Genomic DNA, 12,547 nt, shown 5'->3' on the forward strand with positions numbered 1-12,547 from the left:
TTTTTTACCACCTTTTGTCGGTGCCTGCTATTTCTTTTAGTCTTTCGTCCCCTTTTATACTTTTTATATATGTATAAACACTATTAGGTACTAATTCTTTCCATTCTTCTCCAGTTATGATCATTTTTCTTATTAAAGTCGAATTATATTTTTCCCTGTTGAATATCGGTGGTTCTTCTACTGCTAGGTTAGCCTCTTTAAATAATCTAATAACTAACGGATTTCTAGCTATAACAAGATTAAAAGATGGCACATATGTTTTTACATGATATGCCCATACACTATTCATCAATATATCTGGAATTGGAATCAAAAAATATCTACTAGAATCTATTTCGTATTCTTCTAGCGCAGTTTTTATCATTTCGATTCTTTCACCTGCAGTAAAAGGATTTGATAATGTGTGACTCTCTTGAGAACTCCCAATTAGTATTATAATTTGATCAGCTTTCTCTAGAGACCATTTTATAACACTTAAATGTCCTAAGTGAAATGGCTGAAATCTTCCTGGATAGAGAGCTCTAAGCAAATTTTGTCACCTATTTTAGCTTTTATTAACTCTGAGGCGTTACCCATATTAATTCCTATTTCAAGAAATCCATACCCGTTCTTATAAGCTAATAATTCGCCTTTTTTACCTTCACCGAAAGTATTAACGTACCTTATATTAAATTTATTAGAATTAATTAAAACGTACCTTATATTGTTTATTCTCTCTTTAATACTAGTAGCCACGTTTCCAAAATGATCTATATAAATTACATTTCCACAAATGATGTTATTATTCTTTGTTTGAATAAATTCTAATTTTTCTATTTCATTCATGTTAAGCTTATTTCCAAAAGTTTCTAAATCTATACCTAATGATAAAAATGCTGCCACAGCTGCAAATATATCTCTCCCATGGAATGTTCTTGATATTTCTCTACTAAGAAATAATTTTTCATTTGTTATCTTCACTATATTTAATATTGAATCATCATGTGCAGCAGGAAATAAAACTCCATTATCTGGACCTACAAAATAATAATTCCTAGACTTTATAATAATTGCTTTTCTTTCTGTACCTACACCAGGATCTATTACTGTGAGAAATATAGTATTTTTTCTAAAATATTTATACGAGGTATAAAGAAGATATGCCCCAGAGATTATATTAAAGTTATTAGCATTTGGAGTTATATAAGTTATGGAGGCGTTAGAATTTATTCTTTTTATTACACCTTCCATAACTCCGTTATAATTATCAGAAATTCCAAAATCAGTTAGAATTGCTATTTGCGGATTCATTTTTTTCCACCAAGAGTTCAAGGTAGGATTTTCTCTCTACTTCTACATTTATATTATATTTTTTTATAAAATCATTTATATATTGTAATAACCTATTTTCATCTGAATTTATTCCTTCTATTTCTATAAAATCACCTAATCCCTCTACTTTATCTAAACATATGTTAAAGTTATTATCTATAAACGTGTGACGCTCTTTAGATACTGAATATACAGGATAAAAATCTAACTTCTGCAAAATTTTTAACATAGCGTTTTCGTCGTTTATTACTACAGTTATCTCTTCTCTGGATTTACTTTTGGACGAAATTTTAGGTCCTTTATATGTAATTTCTGCTGTATCATTTACTTTTCTTATTCGTAATGCCTCATCAGTTTCCTTAAAATTTCTAAATTTCGAGTTTAAATATATATCAGTCTGCTTTTCTACTCCTACATATTTCATCTGATCATTGAGAAGCTTATTTTTAAGTTCTTCTATAGAGATACCTTTAAGTTTTAATTTTACCTCTCTTTCTATTACATCTGGCATAATGAGTACTATTGATAGTTATATAAACGAGTATAAAGAATTATTTAAGTACTCTCCAACATTAAGAGCTAAAGAACTTTCAATTAAGTATGGATTTCTTGATTATATGGTAGAAAGATATCTTGACATTTTTAAAGAGAAAACTGAAGATTTTCTAGAGTCTTGTAGTTATCCATTAATAAAAAGTATACGATGCAATACTTTAAAAATAGAATGTAATGAACTAATAAGAAGACTGGACGAAAAGGGTTTTATCTTAGATAGAGTAAACTGGATTAATTATGGTTTTATTGTCAGAGAAAGGCCTAAAAAACCGTCATTAGGCTCAACTTTAGAATATATGGAAGGATATTATTATATTCAAAGTTTATCTTCCATGGTTCCAGCAGAGGTTTTACATCCTAGTAAGGACGACATTGTACTAGATATGGCTGCTGCTCCGGGTAGTAAAACAACTCAAATGGCACAATTAATGAACAATGAGGGTCTAATAATAGCAGTAGAGAAATTCAGATCTAGAATCAAATCATTAATGTCTAACATAAATAGACTTGGAGTTAGTAATACGATAATAGTAAATATGGACGCAAGAGATTTAATATATCATAATATAAATTTTTCAAAAATATTGTTAGATGCTCCATGTTCTGGAGAAGGTTTAATTCCCGAAGATCCTCAAAGAAGAACTCGAACAAAACCTGAAGATCTTTATAAACTTAGTTTAGTTCAATTACAATTATTATATACTGCATTTATGCTATTACAGGATAATGGAGATCTTGTATATTCTACGTGTAGTATAGCCCCAGAAGAAAATGAGTTCATCATAAATTATGCAGTAGAAGAGCTGGGAATGAAAACAGTAAAAATAGATAAAATACCTGGAGATGAAGGAATAACAGAGTTTAACGGAATAAAATTTTCTAACGATGTTAAAAACTGTATTAGATTATATCCGCATAAGCATAAAACAGAGGGATTTTTCATTTGTCATCTAAAAAAGAAATAAAGTTTAAAATTATTGATTATAGGGAATTATATGAATATATTTCTTTATTATCTAAAGATTACAACTGTTTGTTTGATATAGACTTTTTTAAGAGATATAATATCATTAAGTCATATAATGCTAATTTTAGTCAAATTTTTCTTATTAGTAGTAAAAAAATACCGAATATAGTATTAGATGAACTAAATATATATTCACCTGGAATTTCAATTTTAAAAATATCAAATAAAGTTATATTACCACAATTACCTCTAGGAAATTTAATGGTAAAATATTGTAAAAATAAGTTATCTTTACCAGAACCAATATTAATGAAAATATTATATGGAAAAGATGTAGAAGTTAGAGAGAAATATAGGTTTAAATATGCATTATTAATATCGAAATATAATGAGTTCTTGGGTTTTATAAAAATAAAACAGCATAGAAATGGTAGCAAGATAATACCAGAAAAAGATATAGGATGGTATTTAAGGGAGAGTGGATAAATATAAATTAGCTAAATCATATCTTATTGTTTTAGTAGGTGAAGTAAATTGGCAGATCAAATAGAAGAAAAGAAGAAGACGAAAGGTATTAGTGATTTATCTGGAGTAGGTCAAGCAATATTGAATAAGTTGAATGATTCGGGTTACTCTTCACTTGAATCTATTGCAGTTGCGTCGCCTCAAGATCTTAGCACTGCAGCCGGTATACCTTTAACTACTGCGCAGAGACTAATAAGAGAAGCTCGTGAAGCATTAGATATTAGATTTAAAACCGCATTAGAAGTTAAGAAAGAAAGAGCTAACGTTAGAAAAATAACTACAAGTAGTCAAGCATTAGACGGATTATTGGGCGGGGGAATAGAAACTAGAACAATGACAGAATTTTTCGGAGAATTTGGATCTGGAAAAACTCAAATATGTCATCAAGTATCTGTAAATGTTCAATTACCTCCAGAAAAAGGAGGTCTTTCAGGAAAGGCAGTTTACATAGATACAGAGGGTACGTTTAGATGGGAAAGAATCGAAGCCATGGCTAAAGCACAAGGTATAGATCCAGATTCTGCAATGTCTAATATTTATTATATGAGGGCCATAAATACTGATCATCAAATTGCAATAGGAGATGATTTACAAGAGCTTATAAATAAAGATCCGGCGATAAAAGTTGTTATAGTTGATTCAGTTACATCGCATTTCAGAGCAGAATATGTTGGAAGAGAAAATTTAGCAGTAAGACAACAGAAATTAAATAAACATTTACACCAGCTAGTTAGATTGGCAGAAGTGTATGAACTAGCTGTAATAGTAACAAATCAAGTTATGTCGAGGCCAGATATGTTCTACGGAGATCCTACAGTTGCCGTAGGTGGCCATACATTATATCATACACCAGGTATAAGGGTTCAAGTAAAGAAAAGCAGAGGAAATAGAAGAATAGCTAGAATGGTTGACGCGCCTCATTTACCTGAAGGAGAAGTAGTATTTGCAATTACTGAGGAAGGAATAAGAGATGCTGAAGACTAAAAAACTATTAATTTCTTAAGTAATTAGTCCTTATATGAAAATTCTTTGGGCTCCTTGGAGATCTACATATGTATCTAACTCATCTAAAAATAAATTATCTGAATGTGTATTTTGCGATGTAATAAAGAAATCTGATGATAGGGAAAATCTTATAGTCTATAGAGGATCAAAATCTTATATAATACTTAATAAATTTCCTTATAATCCAGGCCATTTAATGGTGGTTCCATATAGGCATCTTTCTTCAATAGAACTATTAGATGACGAAGAGTATAAGGAGATTTTCTATCTTGTTAAAAAATCTTTATCAGCTTTACGAAAGCTATACTCGCCAGATGGGTTTAATGTTGGAATAAATATAGGTAGAAGCGCAGGTGCAGGTATAGAATCACATGTACATGTCCATATAGTACCTCGATGGAATGGCGATGCTAATTTTATGCCTATAATTTCTAACACAAAAGTTATTTCTGATACATTGGATAATACATATATAAAACTAAGTAAAATGTTAAGTGAACATAATGAAGAAGCTCTCGATCACTGAATAGTGATGTAGGCAGGGTTTTCCTGATGGATTATAATATTCTTCAACAAAAAATAGTAAAAATAAAGGAGTCTATATCTCCGTTTATTCATGAGACTCCGTTAGATTATTCATATACCTTTTCACAAATGATAGGATCTAACATATATTTGAAAATGGAAAACTTGCAAAAAACTGGATCTTTTAAGGTGAGAGGAGCATTTAGTAAGTTAATGAGTCTTTCTTCTTCAGAAAAAGAAAAAGGCGTTATCGCAGTTTCTGCCGGAAATCATGCTCAAGGAGTAGCATATGCATCAAGTGTATTAGGAATAAAATCTATAGTTGTGATGCCAGAAACTGCACCTATTTCTAAGTACTTAGCTACGAAAGGCTATGGAGCTAACGTAATCCTCTACGGTAAGTATTTACATGAAAGCATGCAGAAAGCTCAGGAGATTATTAGAGACACTGGTTCAATACTTATTCATCCATATGACGATATTAATGTGATTTTGGGCCAAGGAACTCTTGGCGTAGAACTTTATAATCAATCCCCAGACTATGTTGTAGTTCCTATAGGTGGAGGAGGTTTAATATCTGGAATAAGTATAGCTCTAAAAACTAAGTATAAAAATACTAAAATTATAGGTGTACAGTCTTATGCTTCTTCTTCATTGAAGATATCTAAAGACTTAGGAAGATTAACAGAAGTAGAACCTTCATTTTCAATTGCTGATGGAATACTAGTAAAATCTCCATCAAAAACAACTTTTGAAATTATAAATGATCTTGTAGATGATATCGTATTAGTTGATGATGATGAAATATCTAATGCTATAGTATTATTACTAGAAAGAAATAAAACATTAGTAGAAGGTGCTGGAGCAGCAAGTTTAGCTGCTTTGATATCAGGAAAAATAAAAATACCTTATGGAAAAAAAGTAATTCCTATATTAAGTGGTGGAAATATTGACTTGTCGTTAATGACACAAATAGTAGATAAAATGCTCTACAAAACTAAAAGAATAGTTAAAATAAGAGTGATAGTTCCAGATAAACCAGGGTATTTGAATAAAGTACTTACATATATTACGCAAATAAGAGGTAATATAATAGACGTCATTCATGATAGAATAAGTAGCGATGTACCTCCTGGTTACACTAAGATTTATGTAATGTTCGAAATTTCCAATATAGAGATGCTAAGTAGCTTTTTGTATGGACTATCCAAAGAAGGGATAGAAGCTAAGATAATAGATTAAGACAATAATATTTAAATATAGAAACTTATAATTTTTTATGTGACCCAAATGGAATTTATTATTTAGGCCCAGAAGGTAGTTTTTCACATCAAGCGTCTACGTTGCTAAGTGGAAAGCTGATTCCAAAGCCTACTATAAAAGATATATTCGTTGCAGTGAATAATAGTTTAGACGCATTGGGCGTAGTCCCAGTAGAGAATAGTATAGAAGGGCCAGTTAATGAGACATTAGATAACCTATTTGCTTTCGACGGAATATATTCCGTATATTCTATAGAAATTCAAATAGATCTTGTATTAGCGTCTAAGAGTGATTTAAGTAAAGTAAAGAAAATATATTCGCATAATCATGCTATAAGGGAGGCGCAAAATAATTTAGAAAAGCTCGGAGTAACTAATTTTGTTCCAGTAGAAAGCACATCTAAGGCAGCATTAATGGCTAATAATGATAGAGAATCAGCCGCAATATGCTCTAGTTTTGCAGCTAAATTGTATAATCTAGAGATCTTATATGATAAAATTCAGGATGGAGTAAATATTACAAAATTTTTAGTAATTTCTAAAAAAATGAGAACAGATGGTAATAAGGCCATATTCCTATTTACCGTACCTCATAAACCAGGAGGTTTGTATAGAGTTATAGAAAAGTTTTATTTAAAAAATATAAACCTTACGATGATATATTCTAGGCCTCTGCGTAATACACCTTGGAATTATTATTTCTATCTAGAATTCGAAAATTTCGATAATCTATCAACATTGGAAAAAGATGTAAGAGAAGTAGTAATAGAACTTAAAAATAAAGGCAGTTATACTAAACTTACATGACTATTCCTGGCTTTAAATTATCTAAACTATATAGCAACATATAGCTTTTTGCGCCTGTTATATTTATTGCATGTCTAGCCGCTTCATTAATCACCTTTTTATCTTTTCCATGTAGCATACAGTAGCATAAATAATCCCAAGGTTTATTGCTTTCACGCAATACAACATGTGTAGCTTCGTATAACTCTTCAGCTATTTTAATGCAAGAATATTCTTCATTCTCAGTATTAATAAGTAACATGGCATTGTCTTTTATTCCTACTTTCTCACCGTTTAATGTAGCTCCATAATCTTTTATTACATGAATCTTTTTTAAATCATTAATTAGTTCTATAAGGTCTTCTTCACTATATCCAAATTTTTTTGCTATTTCCATAAAAGGCCTTTCGTTTATAGGTAACGGCATAGATAGATACTTTAATAATTCTTTACTTATACCTATTTCATCAGCTGTAGGTATTTTATCTGGTATTCCTTCTGATTTGCTCCAGGATATTCCTTTAATTATATCATATTTTACACTTAATTTTAGATTTTTCTTAGAATAAAGTATTACATAATCTCTGGCTCCAGCTTCTTCCATTAGACGTTCTATGTTTCCATTTAATTTCTCCCTAGATTCTGCTTTTATGACGAGCCATACATTATATTTTGGATGATTCCTGATAAAATTATGAGTTAATTCCCTTATTCCAAGAGACATTTTCCTATATTTTTCAAGACCATCTAATGGTATATCTGCTGCTACTAGTGCTCCTTCCATGCCTTTGGCTCTAAAATTAACATACATTCCTACTCTCTTTACTATCTCATTATCTATAAGATCTTTAACTCTATTAATAACATAATTTTCAGATAAATTAAGCTTATCAGCTATTTTTTCGTATGGTCTAGCATCTATCGGAAAATTATATTCTAGTTCCATTAATAACCTTTTATCGATATCAGATATTTCCATAAGATGATATTCGTAATTAAAAATAAAAACTTAGCCTAGACCGAGTTTAATAAGAATACCTCTGGCTGCTAGAACTCCAGTAGCTGCTGCTACGTTAATGCCTCTAGATAATCCAACACCGTCTCCTGCCACGTATAGATTATCTACCACAGTCTCCATATTTCTGTCTACCACAGCTTTCATACTATAGTATTTTATCTCTGGAGCATAGAGTAAAGTGTTAGAAGAATATATGCCTGACGCTATATTATCTAATCTTTCTAAACCTTCTATTAGATCTGAGACGACTCTATAAGGTAATCCCATACTTATATCTCCAGGTGTAACGTCTTTAAGTGTTGGTTTAACAGTAGATCTACCTATTCTTTCCCATGTACTTCTTCTGCCCTTTTCAAAATCTATTAATCTTTGTAGTATAGGTTTTTCTCCTCCTAGTCTTGTCATTAATCTAGCAATGCTTTTGCCATATTCTATTGTATCTTCTAACGGGTCTGATAGTTTTATAGTAGTTAGAAATGCAAAATTTGTATTATTACTTTTTTTATCTACGTAAGTTTCTCCATTAACTCCTATGGTTCCATCATCATATACTTCCTTCATTATAAAACCTCTAGGATTTACGCAAAACGTCCTTACTTTATCATCATATTTCCTTGTGTACATTACTATCTTCGGATCCCATACAGCTGATGTAAGTTCTTCTGTAATGAATGACTCTACTTCTACTCTAACGCCTATATCTAAAGGACCTGGCATCATATCAATTCCTAGTTTTTTACTTTGGTCATAAAACCATTTAGCACCAGATCTGCCAGGAGCTACAAGTAATAATTTTGTTTCTATTTCGCCCTTATTAGTTTTTAAATTGAAAGAGTCTCCTCTTTTTTCTATACTAAAAACATCTGTAAGCTCAGATATACCTATACCTAGTTTTTCTATATAGTTTGTTATATTCTCTATAACTTCTGGACTCTTATCTGTACCTATATGCCTTTGTAAAATAGGTATAAATTCTGCGCCAGCTTTAGCAGATCTTTTTTGTATTTCTTTAACTTTTTCCATGTTTGGTTTAAATAATCTGTCTTTAGGAGCACCAAATTTTACTAATATATCATCAACGTAATTTATCAGCTCTTGCGCATTATCCCAACTTCTTAATAATTCTTGTAATTCTCCACCTATATCTGGACGTAAATTTATTATACCGCTGCTAAAAGTTCCAGCTCCCCCTATTCCATAGTTTATATGGCAAGGTGTACAGAAAGTACATTTTTCCTTAGGTGATAATAAAGGGCAGTTTCTTTTAGAAGCTCTAACTCCCTTATCTACTAATAATATTTTATAATTATGACCTTCACTAATGGATTTGGCAAGTTCATATGCTGCAAATAAACCCGCAGGTCCTCCTCCAATTATGACAACGTCGTACATTACTCTTCGCCTATTTTTTCTTTTCTTAGATCTATAGTATCCATGCTATCTTCTCCAGTACCGATAATAGTTATGGGAACTTTTAGCTCTTCTTCTAAATCTTCAATCCATTTCTTTGCTTCTAGTGGCAAATTGCTATAGTTTCTTACTTTATACGAATCTTTAAACAATGTGTCTAGCTTAGTTATTGCGATTTGTGTAGCAGAATTTAATCTTATTGATTCTTTGGCTAATTTAACATTAAATGGAGCAACCCTTCTTTTTCTTCCTGTAACCGTGGCTATTTCTGTGAGACCCAGTTTCTTTGCATCTTCTTCATTTAATTCATTTTCTAAATATCCGTTACCAACTCTAGTTACAAATGATTTAAAAACAACTATAATGTTATTTACATATTTAGGTCCTATTCCTATTTCGCTTAAAACTCCAGACGCCGTAGAGTTTCTACTAGTTACATAAGGATACTCTCCATGATATAAGCTTAGAAATGTTCCTTGTGTACCTTCTATAAGGATTCTGCTATCTTTTTGTAATTCGTCTATAAGCATGTCTGGTACATTCGCAATATAATTTTCCAGCTCTTTATAATCTTTAGCTAGTTTTAAAATTCTTAATATTCGTCTAGCCTCAGCGTATCCTACTCCTTGTCCAGTACTTCCCACCATTTTCATAAGATTTTCATCGTTTCTTTCATCTTTTATTTCTTTGTCTGTTATTATTCCAACATGAGAATCTATTATTACTCTATTATCCGAATCAGTTGATTTTATTTCATTAAATAATTGTTCTAGACTTGTTAGAGCTCCTGGAGCAAGAACTAGCTTAGTAGATTTATTCACGAAAGCAGAAGGTAATATTCTAATTTTCCATGTTTTATTATTAAAAACTACAGTGTGCCCTGCATTAATGGACCCAGTTCTAACAGCATAATTAGGGGAATCATTTATACCTAAATATGATGCTATCTTGCCTTTTCCTTCATCTCCATAAAATCCCCCTACAAGTATATCTAACATAAAACACCGTTTTGATTACTCTTACTCCATACTATAAAAACATACCTTACGAAATTTTGTAATTATAAAATCTAGAAATAAGTCTTCATATTTAATCATCATTTCCGTTAATTAATCATTATGATTTATGTAGTAATTTCATTTAGTCTGTTGTTATTTATTGCTTCTTTAATTTCTATTGCAATTCTTCTACCTAAACTAATAGGTTTTCCAAAATATAGCTTTGAGTATTGACTTCCTATACCCATATATGCGTTTGTGCCTCCTCCAATTCTAGGAGCTACGTCATATACTACCAGATCTAACTCTGGTGTTACGATAAGTTGTAGTGTAAATGGACCTATTATTCCGGGATATTGTAACTTCTTTGTAGCATTTACAAATGAATATCCTATCTCAAAAACTTTTTCTAGAAGACTTTCTCGAATAGTAGCAGGTTCATGTCCAACCTCTATTAATCTAGGAGTTTTATTAAGTTCTAACTGAATATCTGCAGGTAGTTTATAAAATGAATCCCAATCGCTTTGAATTCTTCTATCTATACTTATTATTTCAGTTCTATCAAATAACATACTATTAAAATAATTTATATTAAAATATGCTCCTAATATAAATTCTTCAATTACCATATCTTTTAAGCTTTCTTCATTTATTATATTTTCTTTCAATAATTTATTTAACTTGGTATCAAAATCGTCCTTATTTTTTGCGAAAAAGAATCCTCTTTCTACACGCCTTTTTGCTTCTGGTAATTTAACTATAACTGGCCCGTCAATATTTTCGATTTTATATATTTTGGGCCTCTTTATATTGGCTTCATCAAGAATTTTATAATAATTTTTGTCTCCTAATCTTTCTTCCCACCTTAACATATATTTATTTCCAAAAAATTTCGTTCTCATATTTTCTAAGTTATCATATCCTAGATAGACTGCCATACTTCTATTAGGGACCACTATGGCCTCATTGTAGATTAATTTCTGTTGAATTGAATCAGAATATATTTCTTTAAAATCATTTAATAATATACATTCGTCAACTATATTTTTAAATTCTAAATATGGTCTTTCTCTACCTTTTTTGCATAATGCTATTGTATCAAATCCTTCATCCTTTGCTCCATCAAAAATATCTAAGGCAGAATGGCTAGCCAATGCGGCTATTTTCATGTCGTAACCACATCCAATTTACTTTGTTGGATTGCTATATTTAATTCTCTTGCTATTCTCTTTCCTACACACATCGGTTCATTCCAATAAAGCCATGAATACGGACTTCCGTTTATATATAAGTTAGTTCCAGCAACTATCCTACCAGAGAACTCAAAAACTATTATATCAAGATTATCTGTCACTACTGACTCCAAAGAGAAAGGCCCAATAATACCAGGAGGAACAATATTTTTAGTAGTTTCTACAAAATTATCAGCGTATTCATATGCCTTAGGTAATATACTTTCTCTAGCCACTACTGGAATATTGCCTGCTACAACGAATGTTGGTTCTGTTTCGTTTCCCCATGGCAATCTTTTTAATCCGTCTATATTAGATTCATATCTTATATCTATACCAGTTAATTCTACTCTCTTAAGAATTGGGCTATAAAAAAACTGGAAATACATTGGTATACCTATAACATATTCTTGAATAATAATTTCATCCAAGTTTTTTATAATATTTTTTTCTAATAGCGTGTTAATTCCATTCTTTAACTCAGATTTATTTCTAGCTAAAAAATATCCCTTACCTCCTTTAGCGCCAGGTAGTTTAACTATAACTAATCTATCTACGTCTTCTATACTTTCAAATGATTCTGGAATTTTTATGTTTGATTTCTCAAGTAAGCTCATTTTTTTCTTTTGATTTGATTCCCATTCGAATAAATTTCTATTACCAAAAATTGGAACTTTTATTTTACTTACTCTATCCATTCCTAAGTATTCTATTAAGCTCCCATGTGGTACGAAAATGGAATTATTTATTGAATTTATGTGATTTACTGCTTCATCAAAATTATCATAAACTAGATATTTATCAATAAAAGTAAATCTTTTGTAAAAGCTCTCTCGTTTAGCATCAGTTATTATGGCTGTATTGAATTTCTCTTCTTTTGCACCGTGTAAAATTTGTAATGACGAATGACTTCCTAATGTTGTAATAAACATAAACTTAGATAAATGGAAAAC

General features: G+C 30.7%; 14 protein-coding genes. 6 read left to right on the forward strand and 8 right to left on the reverse strand.

What is annotated here, in order from left to right; all coding sequences use genetic code 11:
• Window positions 1–4: 4 nt before the first annotated feature.
• From DFR85_RS23445 to cyaB, 3 genes are read right to left on the reverse strand one after another with little or no spacing between them, the layout of a single operon-like run.
• The gene (locus tag DFR85_RS23445) at window positions 5–529 is read right to left on the reverse strand and encodes a nicotinamide-nucleotide adenylyltransferase (RefSeq protein ID WP_110270356.1); all 525 of its coding nucleotides are present in this window, start codon (window positions 527–529) and stop codon (window positions 5–7) included.
• Complete coding sequence (locus DFR85_RS23450; RefSeq protein ID WP_110270357.1) at window positions 484–1,290, reverse strand: SAM hydrolase/SAM-dependent halogenase family protein; 807 nt, start codon at window positions 1,288–1,290, stop codon at window positions 484–486. Before DFR85_RS23450 ends, DFR85_RS23445 begins: the two co-directional genes overlap by 46 nt.
• Entirely contained in the window at window positions 1,262–1,822 is a 561-nt protein-coding gene (cyaB, locus tag DFR85_RS23455) for a class IV adenylate cyclase (RefSeq protein WP_110270358.1), read from the reverse strand. Before cyaB ends, DFR85_RS23450 begins: the two co-directional genes overlap by 29 nt.
• Here cyaB and DFR85_RS23460 point away from each other — a divergent pair.
• The 6 genes from DFR85_RS23460 to DFR85_RS23485 are packed head-to-tail and all read left to right on the forward strand — an operon-like array spanning window position 1,821 to window position 6,957.
• Entirely contained in the window at window positions 1,821–2,831 is a 1,011-nt protein-coding gene (locus tag DFR85_RS23460) for an RsmB/NOP family class I SAM-dependent RNA methyltransferase (RefSeq protein WP_432417927.1), read from the forward strand. The genes cyaB and DFR85_RS23460 overlap by 2 nt on opposite strands.
• Window positions 2,810–3,319: a hypothetical protein gene (locus tag DFR85_RS23465; RefSeq protein ID WP_162582722.1), complete on the forward strand. Its 510-nt coding sequence runs from the start codon at window positions 2,810–2,812 to the stop codon at window positions 3,317–3,319. Before DFR85_RS23460 ends, DFR85_RS23465 begins: the two co-directional genes overlap by 22 nt.
• 48 nt (window positions 3,320–3,367) lie before the next feature.
• A complete protein-coding gene (gene radA / locus DFR85_RS23470; protein WP_110270361.1) occupies window positions 3,368–4,342 on the forward strand; it encodes a DNA repair and recombination protein RadA in 975 nt (324 codons plus the stop codon).
• A 34-nt stretch (window positions 4,343–4,376) separates the two neighbouring features.
• Window positions 4,377–4,889: an HIT family protein gene (locus DFR85_RS23475; RefSeq protein ID WP_110270362.1), complete on the forward strand. Its 513-nt coding sequence runs from the start codon at window positions 4,377–4,379 to the stop codon at window positions 4,887–4,889.
• A gap of 26 nt (window positions 4,890–4,915) precedes the next feature.
• Window positions 4,916–6,130 (forward strand): threonine ammonia-lyase, encoded by a 1,215-nt coding sequence (ilvA, locus tag DFR85_RS23480; RefSeq protein WP_110270363.1) that lies wholly within the window; start codon window positions 4,916–4,918, stop codon window positions 6,128–6,130.
• A 53-nt stretch (window positions 6,131–6,183) separates the two neighbouring features.
• Window positions 6,184–6,957: a prephenate dehydratase gene (locus DFR85_RS23485; RefSeq protein WP_281351088.1), complete on the forward strand. Its 774-nt coding sequence runs from the start codon at window positions 6,184–6,186 to the stop codon at window positions 6,955–6,957.
• Here DFR85_RS23485 and DFR85_RS23490 read toward each other — a convergent pair.
• The 5 genes from DFR85_RS23490 to DFR85_RS23510 all read right to left on the reverse strand — a co-directional run bounded on the left by DFR85_RS23490 (window position 6,950) and on the right by DFR85_RS23510 (window position 12,526).
• A complete protein-coding gene (locus DFR85_RS23490) occupies window positions 6,950–7,915 on the reverse strand; it encodes an Lrp/AsnC family transcriptional regulator (RefSeq protein ID WP_210433945.1) in 966 nt (321 codons plus the stop codon). The genes DFR85_RS23485 and DFR85_RS23490 overlap by 8 nt on opposite strands.
• A gap of 30 nt (window positions 7,916–7,945) precedes the next feature.
• A complete protein-coding gene (locus tag DFR85_RS23495; protein ID WP_110270365.1) occupies window positions 7,946–9,346 on the reverse strand; it encodes an NAD(P)/FAD-dependent oxidoreductase in 1,401 nt (466 codons plus the stop codon).
• A complete protein-coding gene (locus DFR85_RS23500; RefSeq protein ID WP_110270366.1) occupies window positions 9,346–10,362 on the reverse strand; it encodes an adenylosuccinate synthetase in 1,017 nt (338 codons plus the stop codon). Before DFR85_RS23500 ends, DFR85_RS23495 begins: the two co-directional genes overlap by 1 nt.
• Before the next feature lie 125 nt (window positions 10,363–10,487).
• Window positions 10,488–11,531 carry a formate--phosphoribosylaminoimidazolecarboxamide ligase family protein gene (locus DFR85_RS23505; protein ID WP_110270367.1) on the reverse strand — a complete coding sequence of 348 codons (1,044 nt, stop codon included), beginning with the start codon at window positions 11,529–11,531 and terminating at the stop codon, window positions 10,488–10,490.
• Window positions 11,528–12,526 (reverse strand): formate--phosphoribosylaminoimidazolecarboxamide ligase, encoded by a 999-nt coding sequence (locus tag DFR85_RS23510; RefSeq protein ID WP_110270368.1) that lies wholly within the window; start codon window positions 12,524–12,526, stop codon window positions 11,528–11,530. The genes DFR85_RS23505 and DFR85_RS23510 overlap by 4 nt, the downstream gene beginning before the upstream one ends.
• Window positions 12,527–12,547: the final 21 nt, after the last annotated feature.

Source organism: Acidianus brierleyi (assembly GCF_003201835.2).
In the GTDB taxonomy this organism is placed as follows: domain Archaea; phylum Thermoproteota; class Thermoprotei_A; order Sulfolobales; family Sulfolobaceae; genus Aramenus; species Aramenus brierleyi.